Origin of the sequence: Diaphorobacter sp. HDW4A, from assembly GCF_011305995.1 — a bacterium.
Taxonomy (GTDB): domain Bacteria; phylum Pseudomonadota; class Gammaproteobacteria; order Burkholderiales; family Burkholderiaceae_C; genus Diaphorobacter_A.
The window spans coordinates 6,096,649-6,112,986 of the sequence record NZ_CP049910.1 but is presented as its reverse complement, the minus strand read 5'-3'; the positions used below and the strand labels follow the sequence as shown (position 1 = coordinate 6,112,986).

16 protein-coding genes and 1 other RNA gene are annotated in these 16,338 nt (G+C 64.1%); 8 read left to right on the top strand and 9 right to left on the bottom strand.

Features of this window, described 5'->3' with window-relative positions:
- Positions 1-31 precede the first annotated feature (31 nt).
- Positions 32-724, bottom strand: coding sequence for a substrate-binding domain-containing protein (locus G7047_RS27810; protein ID WP_205904685.1), 693 nt, complete (start codon positions 722-724; stop codon positions 32-34).
- 177 nt (positions 725-901) lie between these two features.
- On the opposite strand from G7047_RS27810, the gene G7047_RS27805 reads away from it, so the two are divergent.
- On the top strand, positions 902-1,789 hold the full coding sequence (locus G7047_RS27805; protein ID WP_166311527.1) for a LysR substrate-binding domain-containing protein: 888 nt from the start codon (positions 902-904) through the stop codon (positions 1,787-1,789).
- A gap of 115 nt (positions 1,790-1,904) precedes the next feature.
- Here the strand turns inward: G7047_RS27805 and G7047_RS27800 are convergent, their stop codons facing one another.
- Both G7047_RS27800 and G7047_RS27795 read right to left on the bottom strand, forming a co-directional pair.
- Positions 1,905-2,366, bottom strand: coding sequence for an isoprenylcysteine carboxylmethyltransferase family protein (locus G7047_RS27800; protein WP_166311526.1), 462 nt, complete (start codon positions 2,364-2,366; stop codon positions 1,905-1,907).
- Positions 2,367-2,402: 36 nt separating this feature from the next.
- Complete coding sequence (locus G7047_RS27795) at positions 2,403-3,029, bottom strand: TetR/AcrR family transcriptional regulator (protein WP_166311525.1); 627 nt, start codon at positions 3,027-3,029, stop codon at positions 2,403-2,405.
- Positions 3,030-3,096: 67 nt separating this feature from the next.
- Between G7047_RS27795 and fabF the strand changes: the two genes are divergently transcribed.
- Entirely contained in the window at positions 3,097-4,368 is a 1,272-nt protein-coding gene (gene fabF, locus G7047_RS27790) for a beta-ketoacyl-ACP synthase II (protein WP_166311524.1), read from the top strand.
- Here the strand turns inward: fabF and G7047_RS27785 are convergent, their stop codons facing one another.
- The 3 genes from G7047_RS27785 to dapF are packed head-to-tail and all read right to left on the bottom strand — an operon-like array spanning position 4,369 to position 6,988.
- The gene (locus G7047_RS27785; RefSeq protein ID WP_166311523.1) at positions 4,369-5,388 is read right to left on the bottom strand and encodes a tyrosine recombinase XerC; all 1,020 of its coding nucleotides are present in this window, start codon (positions 5,386-5,388) and stop codon (positions 4,369-4,371) included.
- Positions 5,389-5,405: 17 nt separating this feature from the next.
- Positions 5,406-6,107 carry a DUF484 family protein gene (locus G7047_RS27780; protein WP_166311522.1) on the bottom strand — a complete coding sequence of 234 codons (702 nt, stop codon included), beginning with the start codon at positions 6,105-6,107 and terminating at the stop codon, positions 5,406-5,408.
- On the bottom strand, positions 6,104-6,988 hold the full coding sequence (gene dapF / locus G7047_RS27775) for a diaminopimelate epimerase (RefSeq protein ID WP_166312296.1): 885 nt from the start codon (positions 6,986-6,988) through the stop codon (positions 6,104-6,106). The genes G7047_RS27780 and dapF overlap by 4 nt, the downstream gene beginning before the upstream one ends.
- A 123-nt stretch (positions 6,989-7,111) precedes the next feature.
- Here dapF and G7047_RS27770 point away from each other — a divergent pair, with 123 nt between their 5' ends.
- The 4 genes from G7047_RS27770 (at position 7,112) to G7047_RS27755 (ending at position 12,247) form a co-directional block, all read left to right on the top strand.
- Positions 7,112-8,812, top strand: coding sequence for an MBL fold metallo-hydrolase (locus G7047_RS27770; protein ID WP_166311521.1), 1,701 nt, complete (start codon positions 7,112-7,114; stop codon positions 8,810-8,812).
- A gap of 72 nt (positions 8,813-8,884) precedes the next feature.
- On the top strand, positions 8,885-9,628 hold the full coding sequence (locus tag G7047_RS27765) for an RNA pseudouridine synthase (protein ID WP_166311520.1): 744 nt from the start codon (positions 8,885-8,887) through the stop codon (positions 9,626-9,628).
- A gap of 112 nt (positions 9,629-9,740) precedes the next feature.
- Complete coding sequence (locus G7047_RS27760; protein ID WP_205904684.1) at positions 9,741-11,009, top strand: YjgN family protein; 1,269 nt, start codon at positions 9,741-9,743, stop codon at positions 11,007-11,009.
- On the top strand, positions 11,009-12,247 hold the full coding sequence (locus G7047_RS27755; protein WP_166311518.1) for a M48 family metallopeptidase: 1,239 nt from the start codon (positions 11,009-11,011) through the stop codon (positions 12,245-12,247). The genes G7047_RS27760 and G7047_RS27755 overlap by 1 nt, the downstream gene beginning before the upstream one ends.
- Positions 12,248-12,272: 25 nt before the next feature.
- Here G7047_RS27755 and rnpB read toward each other — a convergent pair.
- Both rnpB and G7047_RS27745 read right to left on the bottom strand, forming a co-directional pair.
- An RNA gene (gene rnpB / locus G7047_RS27750) (RNase P RNA component class A) lies at positions 12,273-12,592 on the bottom strand.
- A gap of 403 nt (positions 12,593-12,995) precedes the next feature.
- Positions 12,996-13,811 carry a helix-turn-helix domain-containing protein gene (locus G7047_RS27745; protein WP_166311517.1) on the bottom strand — a complete coding sequence of 272 codons (816 nt, stop codon included), beginning with the start codon at positions 13,809-13,811 and terminating at the stop codon, positions 12,996-12,998.
- A 105-nt stretch (positions 13,812-13,916) separates the two neighbouring features.
- On the opposite strand from G7047_RS27745, the gene G7047_RS27740 reads away from it, so the two are divergent.
- A complete protein-coding gene (locus tag G7047_RS27740; protein WP_166311516.1) occupies positions 13,917-14,843 on the top strand; it encodes a DMT family transporter in 927 nt (308 codons plus the stop codon).
- On the opposite strand, the gene G7047_RS27735 is transcribed toward G7047_RS27740, so the two are convergent.
- Positions 14,829-14,993, bottom strand: a complete 165-nt coding sequence (locus G7047_RS27735; protein ID WP_166311515.1) for a hypothetical protein — start codon at positions 14,991-14,993, stop codon at positions 14,829-14,831. The two genes, G7047_RS27740 and G7047_RS27735, sit on opposite strands and share 15 nt — an antisense overlap.
- Positions 14,994-15,310: 317 nt before the next feature.
- On the opposite strand from G7047_RS27735, the gene cysK reads away from it, so the two are divergent.
- Complete coding sequence (gene cysK / locus G7047_RS27730; protein ID WP_166311514.1) at positions 15,311-16,228, top strand: cysteine synthase A; 918 nt, start codon at positions 15,311-15,313, stop codon at positions 16,226-16,228.
- Positions 16,229-16,338 lie beyond the last annotated feature (110 nt).

Below are 16,338 nucleotides of genomic sequence, written 5' to 3'. Positions count from 1 at the left end.
TCGATGTCTCGATCTGAATCCTGATAGTGCGTCATACGGGTTGCATGCCGAGCGCCAGCTTGGCGGGCACCGCGCGCGGCGAGCGCAAAAACTCCAGCAGCTGCATGGCGGCAAGCGGATGGGAAGCGCCCGTGACCCGCGCGCCCGAAAACAGCGTGGTGATGCGCGCCGCGCCCGGCAGCGGCGAGAGCACCGTGATGCCGTCCACCGGCACCAGCTCGCTGCGCTGCTGGAACCCGAGCGCCACGCGGCCCTCGGCCACCAAACGCCCCACGGGCACGCCCGCCGGTGCCTGCACCAGCCGCGCACGCAGCGCGTCAGCCACGCCCCAATGCGCCAGCAATTCCAGCAGCGCCGTGCCACTGGGCCCGGTGGAGTAGCCCACCGACGACGCCGCCAACACTGCGTCGCGCAGCGCCGCCTCGTTGGAAATATCCGGAACCGCATCGCCCTCGCGCACGGCGGCCGCCATGTCGGAGATCGCCAGATCGATGCGGCTCGCCGCAACCGCATGGCCGCTCGCGATCAGCCGCTCGAGCGCATTTGATGCGAGAAACACCACATCAAAGCTCTCCTCGCCCGCAGCCACGCGCCGCTCCGCATCCACCCCGCCGACCGATTCCAGTTGCACCGACACGCCGTGCTCACGCTCCCACTCCGCCACCAGACGAGCGAGCAACGGGCGCGTCGCCATCGACGAAATCCCTTTCAATGAGGACGTCATGAACTTGTCTCCTGCTTCTTCGCCGACGACCGCTTCGCCGGACTGCAGGTGGATTTTCCGAAGGCAGCCCCCTTGGAACCAGCGCGCCAGAGCGCTAGCTGCTATATCAATCCGGCATATCAATTGCTATGCTTGTCGATTCAGCGATACCTTGGGGGTGCGGATCATGGGTGGATCATGGATTTGAGGCAGTTGGAATATTTCGTGAAGGTGGCCGAGCTCGGCAGCTTCACCCGCGCGTCTCAGGTGCTCGACGTGGCCCAGCCCGCGCTGTCGCGCCAGGTGCGGCTGCTCGAGGTGGAATTGCGGCACAACCTGCTCAAGCGCAACGGGCGTGGCGTGACCCTGACCGAACCCGGAGAACTGCTGCTGCGCCACGGCCGCGCGATCCTGCACCAAGTGGCGTCCGCGCGTGAAGAACTCGCGAGCGTGCGCGGCGGCCTCGCCGGACGCGTGACGCTGGGCATGCCGCCGAGCGTCGCGCGGGCCTACGCCGTGCCACTGATCCGCGCGTTCCGCCAGCGCTTTCCCGATGCGCAACTGAGCATCTCCGAAGGACTCACCGCCGCCATGCAGGAGTCCCTGCTGGCCGGGCGTCTCGACATCGCCGTGCTCTACAACCTGCGCGACACCGAAGGGCTGGACGCACGGCCGTTGATGCAGGAAGACCTCGTGGTGGTCAGTCCGCGCGAGCCTGAGGACGCAGCGCCCACAGCCCCTATCACGCTCAAGAAACTCGCTACGCTGCCGTTGGTCATCCCGAGCAAACCCAACGCGATACGCATGCAGATTGAATCCTCGCTCGCCGAGATCGGCCTCACGCCGCACATCGCGCTCGAAGTGGACGGCGTGCCCGCCATCCTCGAACTCGTCGCCGACGGCCTTGGCCGCGCGGTGCTGACTCGCCACGCGGTACACAGCGCGGTCAAGCCCGAATCCTTCGACGTGCAGGAAATCGGAACCCCTTGCATGCAGGTCAAAGCCTGGATCGCCAGCAGCAGCCAGCGCCCCATCACGCGCACGCAGCAGGCCACGCTGGATTTGCTGCTAGAACTCATGCCTTGACTGGATTCGTCACAAACGCGAAACGGAAGCCGGTTTGTCGCCCGTTGCCCAAATACTTTGCCAATCCAGCATCGTTGGAGCATTTCGGACCACGACACCCGAGGTGCAAAGAGACTCAGCACCAGCGCCGTACGCGCCCCATGTACTGCAGATACGGCTCGCCGAACTTCGCCAGGAGAATGCGCTCCTCGGGCAGTATCTGGAAGCGCGTGATGTACGCCGCGAACAACACCGGCCCGACCAGCGCGGCGACGTTACCCAGCCAGACGCACCACGCCAACAACAGCACCAGCATGCCCAGATACATGGGATTGCGCGTGAAGCGGTAGACGCCATTGCTCACGATGGCGCTCGTTTTGCCGGGTGCGAGCGGATTGACCGTCGTGCGGTGGCGGTGAAACGCGAACAGCGCCGACAGGTCGATGGTCACGCCGCAGACCGCGATCAGCGTGGCGAGGCCCACACGCGCAGGAAGTGCGAAGGCAGCCGCAGGAAACCAGTGGGCCACGCCGTACATCAGCGCCGCAGCAGCGATGCCGACAAGCGGCGGAGGGATCTTGAGATCGAGCGCGGCCATGGTGATGCGTCCTTCAAAGAAACGTCATTCGTGCATTCAACGTTTGGTTTTCGACTTTGGCGTCGATTTCAACCTGGGCTTGAACTCGGGCGCCAGTTGCGCACGCAACGTCGCCAGAATCTCTTCGGACAATGCCGGATTGCCCGCCGCCGTCGCGCGCGACAGCACCAGCGCGCCGACCATGCTGGCGAGCACATGGATGGTGTCGGCACGTCCGGCCGCATCGGGCGCGGGCGTGGTGGCGCGCGCAAAGCGCTGGATGTTGCGCTCGACGCCCTGTGCAAAAACCTCGGACATCTCGGGTCCGGCGCGGGCGGCATCGACGGCCAGCGCGGCGGCCGGGCAGCCCTCGCCGGGATGGTCGCGATGTTCGGTGCTCAGATAGCCGTGCACCAGCGCGTGCAGCATCTCGGCCGGATCGTGCGCACCATCCTTGAGCCTGTCGAGCGGCGTGATGGTCCAGTCAAACGCACGCAGGCAGGCCTCGCGCGCCAGCGCATCCTTGGATTCAAAATGCCGATACAGGCCACCATGGGTGAGCCCAGCGTCGCGCGTGATGTCGGACACCCCGACGCCGCCAAGGCCCTTTTCCCGATAGAGGCGCGCCGCGGCCTCCACGATGCCTGCGCGGTTTTCTGCGGTTTGGGCCTTGCTGACTTTCATGTTTTGATGATACCCGTCATCTAAATTCTTTTATGATGACGTCCATCATCAATAAAGGATAGTCCCCATGAACAAGCGCGTAGTGATCACCGGTATGGGCCTGGTGTCTCCGTTGGGCGGCAATGTGGAGCTGGCTTGGCAGCGCATGCTCGCGGGCGAATCCGGCGTGCGGACGCTGCCTGCCGAGATCGGCGAAGGCACGGGCGTGGCGATTGCCGCCCGTGTGCCCGACACCGCTGAAGACCCACAGGGCGGCTGGGATGCGGACACCGTGGTCTCCCCCAAGGAGCAGCGCCGCATGGACCGCTTCATCGCGTTTGCGCTGGGCGCGGCTGAGCAGGCGATTGCACAGGCACGGTGGTCACCTGAATCGCTGCATGAGCAACAGCGCACCGCCACCGTGATCGGCTCGGGCGTGGGCGGCTTCACCACGATTTCGCAGGCCGTGCGCACGACCGACTCCAAGGGGCCGCAGCGCCTGTCGCCGTTCACGGTGCCCGCGTTTCTCGTGAATCTCGCGGCCGGTCATGTGTCGATCAAGCATGGTTTCAAGGGCCCCATCGGCGCACCCGTCACCGCGTGCGCGGCGAGCGTGCAGGCAGTCGGCGACGCGGCGCGGCTCATCCGCAGCGGCGAGGCGGACGTGGTGGTCTGCGGTGGCAGCGAGGCGACCATCGACCGCGTGAGCATCGGCAGCTTCTCGGCGGCTAATGCGCTGTCGACCGGCTTCAACGACCGGCCCGCACAAGGCTCGCGACCGTTTGACGCCGCACGCGACGGCTTTGTGATGGGTGAAGGCGCGGGCATGCTGGTACTGGAATCGCTTGAGCATGCACTCGCGCGAGGCGCGGTGCCGCTGGCCGAGGTGGTGGGCTATGGCACGTCGGCGGACGCGTACCACATCACCTCCGGCCCGGAAGACGGCTCGGGCGCAGCGCAGGCCATGCGTCTGGCCCTCGCGCAGGCGAATCTCGCGCCGCATGAAGTGCCCTTTCTCAATGCCCACGCCACCTCGACGCCCGTCGGAGATCGCGGCGAGCTCGCAGCGATCCGGCAGGTGTTCGACGCCAGCGGCAACGGCCCCGCGATCAGCGCACCCAAGTCCGCCGTCGGCCACATGCTGGGCGCTGCGGGGGCGGTGGCCACCATCTTTACCGCGCTCGCGTTGCGAGATCAGATCGTGCCGCCGATTCTCAATCTCGAGCAGCCCGACCCGCTCGCTGAAGGGCTCGATCTGGTGCGCGCAGAAGCAAGACCACTCGCCATGGAAGTGGCGATGCTCAACGGTTTCGGCTTCGGTGGGGTAAACGCTTCGCTGGTGCTCAAGCGCTACGTCTGATCAGTCGCCGGACTTGCGCTTTGCTCTGGGGTGAGCTGCGTCGTAGACCTGCGCGAGATGTTGGTAATCCAGTCGCGTATAGACCTGCGTGGTGGAGATGTTGGCATGGCCGAGCAGCTCCTGCACCGCGCGCAGGTTGCTGCTCGATTGCAGCAGATGGCTGGCGAACGAGTGTCGCAGCATGTGCGGATGCACGGGCGTGGTGAGGCCCGCGAGCTGGCTGCGTTCGCGCAGGCGCAGCCAGACGGATTGCGCGGAAAGGCGCACACCGCGTCGGCCGATGAAGAGTGCGACGTCGAGGCGTGGTGACTGCGCGCCGCCAAACGGCTGGGCGCGCAGATCGAGCCAGGCCTGCACGGCGGTGATGGCCGGAGCACCCACCGGCACGCTGCGCCGCTTGGAGCCCTTGCCGAAGACATGGGCCTCGCCCGCCTGCAGATCGAGCCAGCCACGCCCTTCGTTGCGGGCAGTGGAAGACGCGATCACGTCCAGCCCCACGAGTTCGCCCACACGCAGACCGCAGCCGTAGAGCAGCTCGACGATGGCGGCATCGCGCGCCTCGAGCCACGGGTCTGCATTAGGTTGGTCGAACTCGGCGAGGCGCACAGCATCGTCCACGCCAAGCGCCTTGGGCAGCGGCTTGAGCGCCTTGGGTGCGCGCACGTCCTGAACCGGGTTGTGCTGCACCAGCCCCTGGCGAGCGGCCCAGGTGAAGAAGCCGCGCCAGCCCGAGAGAATCAGCGCGATGCCGCGCCCCGAGCGGCCTGCGCTGTGCATCTGCGCAACAAAGCGACGGATGTGCGCGTTCTGCAGGTCCAGCAGCGGCTGGTTCACCGCAGCGGCAAACTGCACCAGCTTTTCCAGATCAAGTGTATAGAGCGTATGCGTGCGCGCGGCAAGGCGCTTTTCCACACGCACGAAGTCGAGATAGCGAAGCGCTTCGGGCGGCAGAACCACAGGTTCCGCTGCCACGGGAGACGCTTCGGGGCCCTTGCTGACGGCTGTGGTCTTGCGGGCCATGTCGGAGCGACTGAAGATCAGCGCAGACGCGTCAGCGCGGCGCTCGCGAGTTCGGCCATGCGTGTGAGAAATTCCGTGCCCATGGCCGCGTCAAAACGCGCCGGGTCGTGCGAGCCGAGCACCAGCAGACCGAACGCGGGTTCGGTGCTGTCGATGGCACCATCGCGCAGCGGCAGCAGCGCGAGCGACTGCACCTGCGCGGCCTGGGGCAGCCACTGCGTGGGTTCGAAGCCCATGTTGGCGCCGCAGAACGGGCTGGTCAGCGACGAGGCGAAGGCGCGTGCGTCCTCGCTCACGCCGCGTGCGAAACCTTCAGCGGAATACACCGGGCCGACGCCCCATACGCGCAGCGCCACCTGCGGCACGTCAAAGAGATCGCGCATACCGTTTTCCACGGCGGCGGGCAGCTTCATCGGCTCCTTCACCGACAGCAGCAGGCGCACCCACTGGTGCATCTTGTCGCCGATGCCGGTGTTCTCACCGCTGTGGCGCACCATGTCCATGACGCGCTGCTCAAGGCCCTTGATCTTCTCGCGCAGCATCTCGGCCTGACGCTCGTGCAGACTCACGGCGCGCTGGCCGTGCGGGCTGGCGATGGTGACGCTGGCCAGCACTTCGGCGTGGCGCTCGAAGAAATCCGGCGTATTCACCAGAAATTCGGCGATATCTTCTTCGGTGATCGGTGGCACGTTGGAGCTCGCGTTGGTGGGTGTGGTCATAGGTTGTCTGGGATCTCGATCTGGCCTTCGAACACCGTGGTGGCGGGGCCGGTCATGAAAACGGAATCTTGCGGGTTGCCCGACCAGACGATGGTCAGTACGCCGCCACGTGTGTGCACGTCAACGCGCCTGTCAAGCAGCCCCAGGCGGATGCCGGTGGACACCGCAGCGCATGCGCCCGTGCCGCAGGCGAGCGTCTCGCCCACGCCGCGTTCGAACACGCGCAGCTTCACTTCGCTGCGGGAAAGGATCTGCATGAACCCGGCGTTCACCCGTGCGGGAAACCGGCGATGGCTTTCGATCTGCTTGCCGACGAAGCCAACCGGCGCGGTGTCCACGTCGTCCACCAGTTGCACCGCGTGCGGATTGCCCATGGAGGCCACCGCGCACCAGACGACGGTGTCGGCACCCGAATCGGCATCGCGCACCTCGACCGGCCATTGCTCGCCGTCGCCCACGATGCGCGCGACCGCGCCTTCGGTGTCGAACGGAATCTCGGACGGTGCAAAACGCGGACGGCCCATGTCCACTGTCACCCGGCCATCGGGCATGAGCTGAGGCGCGATCACGCCCTTCTTGGTCTGCACGCGGATCGAGTCCTTGGGCGTGAGGCCCTTGTCGTGCACAAAGCGCGCAAAGCAGCGCGCGCCATTGCCGCACTGCTCGACCTCGCCGCCGTCCGCGTTGTGGATCACATATTCGAAATCGACCTCGGGCGACGGTGCCGCACGCACGGTCAGGATCTGGTCCGCACCAATGCCGAAATGGCGGTTGGCGATGAACCGGTATTGTTCGGCGGACAGGCCGTAGCTGCGGACGGTCTCGTCCAGCACCACGAAATCGTTTCCTGCGCCCTGCATCTTGGTGAAGCGGATCTGCATTGGCATATCCGGCAATTATCCGCTCTGGCGAACAGTCTGCGCCAATCGGGCCGTAATAAGCTGTAGCGGCCAGCGTCACCTGCGTGCCAGCGGGAACTTGCGCGGTTGCCCATAATGCAATCCATGCCCCGCTCGAACCAACAACTCCATACCCACCGCGAGCCCGTCAAGACACGCCCTGCAGCCACCGTGCTGCTGCTGCGCGACGCGGCCACAGAAGACAACGGTGAACGCAACGCTGACACCGTCCTCGAGGTCCTAATGACCCGCCGCTCGCCCAATGCGAGCTTTCTGCCGGGGGCCTATGTGTTTCCGGGAGGCGGAATCGACGCCCAGGACGCCAGCCCCGAATCCCACGCCCAGACCGACCACCGCGCCACGCAGTCCGCCCAGCGCGTGACCGAGGCCGTCGCCGGAATCCGCGAAACCTTCGAGGAACTCGGTATTCTGCTGGCCCGCCATGAGGGTGACGGCCGGTTTGCCGATGCCGCCGACATCGCCGCCATCGACCGCAAGCAACCTTTCGTCGCTCAATGCGCGGCGCTCGGCCTGCGCTTGGTGGCCGACGACATGCATCTGCTCGCCCACTGGACGGCCGACCGAACCGCTCCCAAACGCTTTTCCGTGCCCTTCCTCGTGCGGCGCATGCCCGAGGGCCAGGAGCCGGTGGCCGACGAATCCGAGCAGTTCGAGCCGGTCTGGGTGCGCCCGGCAGATGCACTCGCGCAGCACAAGGAGGGCACGTTCTTCATGATCTTCCCGACCATCCGCACGCTGGATTTCCTCACCAAGTTCCAGACGGTGCAGGCGCTGATAGACGTGATCACCAAGGACGAGGAACCACTCTGGAACTGCTGCCCGCGCAGCGGCCTCGTCAAGGGTCGCGAGACGCGCTTCATGGACCACGAACACGCCTTCGGCGAGCTCGCCATGGTCACGCCCGACGGCCAGATTCTGCATCCGCTCGACTGGCAAAGCGAGCGCGCCGTACCCCTGCTCAAAAACGTACAGCGCCTGACCGCGCCGAACCCCGGCGTGATGACCGGTCCCGGCACCAACAGCTATCTGGTGGGCGATCCTTCGACCGGCTACATCGCCATCGACCCCGGCCCAGCCGATGCCGAGCATCTCGAGCGGCTCTGGCGCGCGGCAGGCGGCGACATCCGGCAGATCGTCTGCACCCACTCCCACCCCGACCACTCGCCGGGCGCCAAACCGCTGCAGGAGATGGTCACGCAATATGGCAAGCCCAAGCCGCCTGTACTGGGCCTCGCGTCCAAGCCCACATCGCGCGTCGACAGCCAGTTCGCGCCCGACCGCGAGCTGGCCGATGGCGAGCGCCTGCAGTTGCGCGGCCCTTCGCCGGACGGCGAAGTCACCCACACGCTGAAGGCCATCCACACGCCCGGTCACGCGGCCAACCATGTCTGCCTGCTGCTCGAAGAAGACAACCTGCTGTTCTCGGGCGACCATATCCTGAACGGCAGCACCACGGTGGTGAGCCCGCCGGACGGCAACATGGATGACTATCTGGATTCTCTCAACAAGCTCGACGCGGCCTGCGCTGAGTTCGCGGTGGAGTTCATCGCGCCCGCCCATGGCTACGTGATCGAAAAGGCCCGCGAGGCCATCGCCAAACTCAAGGCCCACCGCCTCGCGCGCGAAGCCAAGGTGCTCAAGGCGATGCAGCAACTGCCCTCGGGCGACCTCGACGACTGGGTCAAAATCGCCTACGACGACGTGCCCGAACGCATGTGGCCAGTGGCTTTGCGTTCGTTGCAAGCCCATGTGGACCGCATCCGCAATATGGAGCCAGGGAACTGATCTGGCTGTACTGGTGAATAATTCACGCCCTGCCGGGCCGTGCCCGGATCGATGAAATTGGAAATCCCGGGTATGTCGGACAAGCAAGCAAGAGGCGGCGCCAAGCCGCAGATATCGGAGCTGGAAGGCCAGCGCCTCTCCAAGCGCGTGATGCAGCAAAAGGGCTGCTCGCGCAGCGTGGCCGAGCAGTATGTGGAAGGTGGCTGGGTCAGCGTGGACGGCGAAATCCAGGAAGAGCCCAGTCTGCGCGTGCGCGATGAGCAGGTGGTGAGCGTCGCTGCGGACGCGAGCCTGCTCGATCTGGCTCCCGTCACCTTCTTGCTGAACCAACCCGCCAAATGCAAGGACCCATTCACCTTGCTGAGCGCACAAGGCCACTCGAGCACCGATCCGCAGGCTGGCCGCATCCGCGTGCTGCGCGGACATTTCAAGGGGCTGTATGAATGCGCGCCCCTGCACCGTTCGGCCAGCGGCCTGGCGGTGTTCACGCAGGACCGCAACATTGCGCGCCGCCTGTACGAAGACGCCTCCTCGCTGGAGCACGAATGCATCGTGGAAGTGAGCGGCGATGTGGCCAGCGCCGATCTGGCATCGCTGCGATCTGGTGGCGAGCTGCCCCCCGCCAAGGTCAGCCGCCAGAGCGAAACCCATCTGCGTTTTGCGCTCGCCGGAACGGCCATCATGTCGATCGGTGCACTCTGCACCTCGGTCGGACTCAAGGCAGGACTCATCCGCCGCATCCGCATCGGACGCGTGCCACTGTCCAAGTTGCCCGAGGGCGAGTGGCGTTTCCTGGGGCTCGGCGAGCGTTTCTGAGGCGATTGACGGGGGACTGTCGCGAAACGCCACTAAATGTAAAGTCCAATTGGCAAATTTACAGCCATAGCCAATATACTCATCTCGCCACACAAACAACAGGGAGATGGGCATGGATGCCAGTAGCCAAAGCGACATCCGGCTGGAGCCGAGCGCGAGCGAAGCGCTCGAAAAAATCAGGGCACATCGGCTTCGCTTCACCGGCAGCGGCGGTGAATATTTCCGCGTCTGGATCGTCAATGTACTGCTGTCCATCGTCACCCTCGGCTTCTACACGCCGTTCGCGCGCAAGCGCACCGCCCAGTACTTCTACAGCCACTCGATGGTGGCCGGTAGCGCGCTCGAATTCACCGCGCAGCAACGGCGCATGGTGTTCGGCTTCGTGCTGGTCTTTCTGCTGAGCGCGGCCTACCAGCTCGCGGTACGCACCGGACAGGATACGGCCGTAGGCCTCTTCATCCTTTGCGGCGCAGCGCTTGCGCCCGTGATTTGGGCCAGTGCCATGCGCTTTCGTCTGTCCAACACCCGCTGGCGCGGCCTGCGCTTGGTGTTCACCGCCAACTGGAAAGAAATCTACAAGGCGAGCTGGCCGATCTTCGCGCTCGCGCTGGTGTGGATCGGCGTGTTCTACGGCATCGACGCGCTGGTCGGCGACTATCTCGCCGGATTCGAAGGCGACGCCCCCAAGCCCCGCCCACGGCTCGACGCGGGCACCGGCTGGACCGTGTTCGGCGTCGTCCTGCTCGGCATGTTCCTCTCGGTGCTGTGCATCATCCGCATGGAATACAACTACCGCAGCCTGCTGGTGCTGCGCACCCGCATCGGCAACGAGATCAGCCGCTGGAAGCCGGTCTACACGGACTTCGTGAAGATCTGGGCGGGCACGGTGCTGGTATTTCTGCTGTCCATCGTGGTCATCGTCGTGCTCAGCGCAGCCGTAGCGGGCGGGCTCATGATGTCGCTGAAGGGCGCAGGCTCCAAGGAGCCCGGCGTATGGATCTATGTCGCCATCGCGCTCGGGGCCATCCTGTCGTTCTTCCTGATGATTCTGGCCAGCGGACCGGCACGCGCCTACCGCGAATCCCGCATGTTCCATCTCGTCTGGAACAACACCGGCGTCAGCCAGATTGCGCGCTTCAAATGCACGCTGTCCACCCGCAAGTTCGTGCTGCTGCGCCTGAAGAACATGCTACTGACCATTCTCACCATCGGCTTCTACCGCCCGTTCGCGAGGGTGGCCGAATACAAGATGAAATTCGAATCGGTCACGCTCTATGTGAAGGGCAGCGTCGAGCAGCTCGCCGGACGCCTTGAAAAAGGCCAGAAAGAAGGCTTCGGCGACGCGCTGGCCGACGCGGCCGGGCTGGACCTGATCGGGTGATGTCGACCAACAGCCCAACGCCGATTCGCGCGAACTGGTTCGATGGCCAGAGCAGCCAGCCCCGCAAGGTGCTGGTGAGTCTCGACCCGGCGGCCAAAGGTGGCCCGGGGCTGCTCCTGCACTCGCTGCAATCGCCTGGCAGTGAACCGCGCCGCTACGCGCACCGCGACATCACTTGGCCCGAGACCTGGAGCGCCAAGCGCCCACAGGAAACGCTGACCATCGATCTCAACGATGGCGGCAGTCTGGAGATTCTGGAAACGGCCCAGTGGCAGGCCGCCCTCGCCGCAGCCAACTTCAAACCCAGCCTCGCTCAGCGCATGCAGACACGCTGGCCGATCTTTCTCGGAGTGTTCGCCGTAGCAGCCACAGGCATGGTGCTGTTCTACAAATATGGCACGCCCTGGGCTGCCACCCAGCTTACGCGCTTCGTGCCGCTCAGCTGGGAAACCACGCTCTCAACCGAAGCCATGTCGCAGATGGACGAGCGCATGCTCAAGCCCAGCAAGCTTCCCAAGGAGCGGCAGGATCAGCTGCGCGGCGAGTTCGAATCCCTGCTCGCCAAGACTCCCGCATCCCTCAAGCGCTATCACGGCTACGAACCCAAGTACACGCTGCAGTTCCGCCGGGGCATGGGCGCGAACGCATTCGCGCTGCCCGGCGGCTCCATCGTCGTCACCGACGGTCTGGTGGAAACCGCCCAGCGCGAGAAGATCGGCGACGACGCCATCATCGGCGTGCTCGCCCACGAAATCGGCCACGTCGCGCACCGCCACACCACGCGCATGGTGGTCGAGCAGGGCGTGCTGCAGACGGGGCTGGGCTTGGCGCTCGGCGATGTGTCGTCCGTGATCTCCATGGGCAGCACCATGCTCACCGGCCTCGCCTACCAGCGCAGCCACGAACGCGAGGCCGACTGCTTCGCCATCGCCGTGCTCAAGAGCTCGAACATCTCCACCGCGCCGATGGGCGATCTGCTGCTCGCCATGGCGGCAACGCGCGACAAGGATGAAGACGACAGCAAAGACGCCAAGAAGGACGCGTTGGAATCGGCAGATTCCACGGCTTCGGCAGCCTCCGCACCCATTTCACCCGCGAGCCAGCCCAAAGCCCGCAGCGAAGCGGAGATTGCGAAGGAAGAAGGCATGTTCTCGCTGCTCAGCTCCCACCCGGAAACCGTGGCGCGCGCCAAGGAACTCAAGGCAGGCCTCTCGCCACATTGCGCTGCGATACCTTGAAGAAAGCCGGGAACAAAAAAGAAAAGTGTGAAGCCCGCCGATAAGCCGGATTCTGTGCACCGTGGTTTCCCACGGAGTGACCGCCATTAATCTGGGCCGGGTGTCGCCACCACGGCTCAATGCTACCTACCCGCCAACTCTGCGGAACCACATCAACGCTGGCCTACTTGGTATTGCTGCGCGTAGAGATTGCCCGTTTCACCCGAACTGAATCGGCTCGTCTCTGTTGCTCTGATCCTCACCTCACGGTGGGCAGCCGTTAGCTGCTACGCTGTCCTGTGCAGTCCGGACGTTCCTCCAGTGCCTCCTTTCGGAGATTGCACCAGCGGCGGTCTGGCGTGCTTCACGGGGGGATTATCGCTTTGTTTGGGTTGCGCGTTGGGTTGGGGGTTCTTTATTTGGTTTTTGCTGCGTGGCTTGGTGCGGAGGCCGGGAGTTCCGCCCGGCGGCGGAGTCACTTTTTGCTTGCGCCAAAAAGTAACCAAGAACGCGCTTTGAATTCGGGGGCACGCGGCAGAACTTTCTGCGCGACTGCGTCGCTCCGTTCGGGCAACCGCCGCGAGTCAGACTTTTCATAAGAGGTGTGTTCGGCACATCGCTTCGCTCGTGCTTCTCATCTCGCGGCTTCGCACGATGGGCATGTTCAAGCGGCGCGAAGCGAAGGTTTTTGGGCAGCAGGGCCGCCTTCTATTTGCTTACTTTTCATTGGCGAGTCCCGGCCAGCGGTTGCCAGCCAAGCTACCAAGCCTCACTCCAAAAGAAACTCCCGCCGAAACTGCTCCGGCGACGCCCCCGCTTCCCGCTGAAACATCGCAATGAATGCCGACGCCGCGCTGAACCCCAGATCCAGCGCGATCGCCTGCACGGACTGGCCATGTTCGAGCGCGTCCACCGCGCGCAGGTAGCGCATGCGTTGCCGCCATTCGCCAAGGCTCATGCCGAGTTCCTGCTGGCAATGTCGCGCCAAGGTGCGCTCCGTCATGTGCACCCGTTCTGCCCATTCAGCTACCGAGGCACGGTGACCGGGCTCTTGCTGCAGGGCGTCGAGAATCTGCTGCAGCGCAGGCGTTTGCGCGTCGGGGAGGTAGCTGCCCTGGACCTCGCTGCCGCGCAACTGATCAAGCAGCACCTCGGCCATGCGCAGGTCCTCGGGCATGGAGGGGGTTTCCACGCCACGTTGGTTGAAGTCGGCGAGGATGGCTTTCACGACGGGGGATATCTGCAGCAGGCAGGTGTTCTGGGGCAGGCTGTCACACAGTTCGGGCTGCACGTAAAACGCCCGGTAAACCGCCGCATGCTGCAGATAGCAGCTGTGTTCGATGCCCGGCGGAATCCAGATGGCGTACTGAGGTGGCGCAACGAAGCGGGCATCAGCGGTGTCCATGCGGATCGTTCCGTGCGGTGTGTAGTTCAGATGCCCGAGCCGATGGCTATGCGCGTCGGCCCAGGTGCCAGCGCCGTACTCGTCGTAGCGCACGTGAAACGGCGCGATGATTTCATCGACCTTGGCGGGCACGAGCCTTGTCTGCCGGGTACGGGATGAAGAGCTGTGAACCGTGACCATTGGATTTCGTCCCCTTCGACGTATTGAATGTCCGAAAACAGATATGCACTTCTTATCGGTCAAACGGATGATAGGACCCAAGATTCCACAAGTGTCGAGCACGTCATGAATTACCTCTTTCCCCTGATGGCCGTTCTCATCTGGTCGTTCAACACCGTCGTCAGCAAGCAGGCCGCATCGAGCATCCATCCGGCGGAGATCGGCTTTCTGCGCTGGTTGCTGGCGGCCGCGCTGCTCAGTCCATTTCTACTGCCTGGGGTCGTGCGCAACTGGCGCGCCATTCGTCCGCAGGTGCCGCGCATTCTGACGCTCGGGCTGCTGGGCATGGTGATCTACCAGACGCTGGCCTACTTCGCAGCGGGCTTCACCACTGCCACACACATGGGCATCATCCTGTGTCTTTCGCCGCTCATCGTGCTGGCAATCTCGGTGGGAGTGCTCGGTCATCCGCTGACCCGGGGCGGTGCCATCGGCAGCGTGATCGCGCTGACCGGTGTGATCTATGTGGTGACCAATGGCCAGCCGCTGATCTTGCTCGAGCAAGGATTCAACCAGGGTGATCTGCTCATGATCATTGCCGCGGTGTCCTACGCGCTCTACAACATCCTTCTCAAGCGCTGGAACATGGCGCCGAAGATTCCCACGCTCCAGTTGCTCTATCTGCAGATGCTGGTGGCCGTGATTGCACAGCTGCCGATCTACCTGATGAGCGAGAAGACCGGCATCAATGCCCGCAACTGGGGATTGGTCGCCTATGCGGGCACCATGGCATCGATTGCGGCGCCGCTGCTGTGGATGATGGCCGTCTCGCGCCTGGGGCCGAGCCGATCGAGCATCTTCTTCAATCTCACGCCGATCTGCACGGCCTTGTTTGCATCTCTGCTGCTGAACGAGCAATTGCACGCCTATCACTGGATCGGCGGCGTGCTCACCATCGCTGGTGTGGTGCTGGCAGAAAAATGGATCACGCCGTTGGCACCAGCCGCCCGCACCCAGCAGCGCTCAAAATCGCGGGTCTCAACTCGCTGCTGAAACGATGGTGTTGAGAATCAACACCACCAGCCCAAACACGCCAATGACCATGCAGATATCGGCGCCCTTGCGCTCGCGCATCGCATACCCCCCCACCAGCAGCAGCATGGCCACGCTTCCCGCGATGATGTTGAAGTCGAACAGTTCCATGGCGGATGCAGCCTTTCGCAATGCTTGCCGAGCGCAATGGCATCAATGGCGGCCACTCGCATTCAGCAAATCGTTTTGACGTTTTCTTACTACCGATTATCGGCTTCCCATGCGCTTGAGGCCTTGACTTAACTCAAGACGCGACAGGACTTGCCTCTGGGTAGATCTCGCATATTCCCATCAACGGCGAAACGCGCATATCCATATCGCGAAAAGTACTAACAACTACGCCACAATGGACTGGTTACATTCAGCCAACCTGCTTTTCGCATCTGTTTTCCGTTCCGATCAACCACCTGTAGCTGGAGACTCCTTTCATGAAATACGACAACATCCTGCAGACCATCGGCAATACGCCGGTCGTGAAGATCAACCGTCTGTTCGGCGCTGGCGCCCATGTCTGGGTGAAGGCCGAGCGCAGCAACCCCGGCGGCTCCATCAAGGACCGCATTGCGCTTTCGATGGTGGAAGATGCCGAGCAGCGCGGCACGCTCAAACCAGGTGGCACGATCATCGAGCCGACCTCCGGCAACACCGGCATCGGTCTCGCGCTGGTCGCTGCCGTGAAGGGCTACAAACTCATCCTCGTGATGCCCGAAAGCATGTCCATCGAGCGCCGCCGCCTGATGCTGGCCTACGGCGCGAGCTTTGATCTCACGCCCAAGGAAAAGGGCATGAAGGGCGCCATCGCACGTGCGCAGGAACTGGCCGCATCGACGCCCGGTTCGTGGATTCCGCAGCAATTCGAAAACCCTGCCAATATCGATGTGCACGTGCGCACCACGGCGCAGGAAATTCTGGCTGACTTCCCTGATGGCATCGACGCGCTGATCACCGGCGTGGGCACCGGCGGCCACCTGACGGGTGTCGCGCGCGTGCTCAAGGCCAAGTTCGCCAACCTCAAGGTCTTCGCGGTCGAACCCGTGGCCTCTCCCGTGATCTCGGGCGGCCAGCCCGCACCGCACCCGATTCAGGGCATCGGCGCGGGCTTCATCCCCAAGAACCTCGACACCACGCTGCTCGATGGAGTGATCCAGGTCGACGCCGAACCCGCTCGCGAATACGCCCGCCGCTCGGCGCGCGAAGAAGGCATGCTGGTGGGCATCTCCTCCGGCGCCACGCTGGCCGCCATCGCCCAGAAGCTGCCCGAACTGCCCGCAGGCGCGCGCGTGCTGGGCTTCAACTACGACACCGGCGAGCGCTACCTGTCGGTGGACGGTTTCCTGCCAAGCTGATCGATCTTCAGCAAGCCCTTCTCAAGGGCTCCTACAAACGCCCGTCCGGTATCGCCTGACGGGCGTTTTGCATTGCGCCTTCAGGCCAGTCGTCGCCGTCCCGAATCACT

Coding starts and splice junctions, on each gene's coding strand:
- G7047_RS27805 (WP_166311527.1), top strand. CDS start 902: ATGGATTTGAGGCAGTTGGAATATTTCGTGAAGGTGGCCGAGCTCGGC.
- fabF (WP_166311524.1), top strand. CDS start 3,097: ATGAACAAGCGCGTAGTGATCACCGGTATGGGCCTGGTGTCTCCGTTG.
- G7047_RS27740 (WP_166311516.1), top strand. CDS start 13,917: ATGAATTACCTCTTTCCCCTGATGGCCGTTCTCATCTGGTCGTTCAAC.
- G7047_RS27755 (WP_166311518.1), top strand. CDS start 11,009: ATGTCGACCAACAGCCCAACGCCGATTCGCGCGAACTGGTTCGATGGC.
- G7047_RS27765 (WP_166311520.1), top strand. CDS start 8,885: ATGTCGGACAAGCAAGCAAGAGGCGGCGCCAAGCCGCAGATATCGGAG.
- G7047_RS27760 (WP_205904684.1), top strand. CDS start 9,741: ATGGATGCCAGTAGCCAAAGCGACATCCGGCTGGAGCCGAGCGCGAGC.
- G7047_RS27770 (WP_166311521.1), top strand. CDS start 7,112: ATGCCCCGCTCGAACCAACAACTCCATACCCACCGCGAGCCCGTCAAG.
- G7047_RS27810 (WP_205904685.1), bottom strand. CDS start 724: ATGACGTCCTCATTGAAAGGGATTTCGTCGATGGCGACGCGCCCGTTG.
- G7047_RS27795 (WP_166311525.1), bottom strand. CDS start 3,029: ATGAAAGTCAGCAAGGCCCAAACCGCAGAAAACCGCGCAGGCATCGTG.
- dapF (WP_166312296.1), bottom strand. CDS start 6,988: ATGCAGATCCGCTTCACCAAGATGCAGGGCGCAGGAAACGATTTCGTG.
- G7047_RS27735 (WP_166311515.1), bottom strand. CDS start 14,993: ATGGAACTGTTCGACTTCAACATCATCGCGGGAAGCGTGGCCATGCTG.
- G7047_RS27800 (WP_166311526.1), bottom strand. CDS start 2,366: ATGGCCGCGCTCGATCTCAAGATCCCTCCGCCGCTTGTCGGCATCGCT.
- G7047_RS27745 (WP_166311517.1), bottom strand. CDS start 13,811: ATGGTCACGGTTCACAGCTCTTCATCCCGTACCCGGCAGACAAGGCTC.
- cysK (WP_166311514.1), top strand. CDS start 15,311: ATGAAATACGACAACATCCTGCAGACCATCGGCAATACGCCGGTCGTG.
- G7047_RS27780 (WP_166311522.1), bottom strand. CDS start 6,107: ATGACCACACCCACCAACGCGAGCTCCAACGTGCCACCGATCACCGAA.
- G7047_RS27785 (WP_166311523.1), bottom strand. CDS start 5,388: ATGGCCCGCAAGACCACAGCCGTCAGCAAGGGCCCCGAAGCGTCTCCC.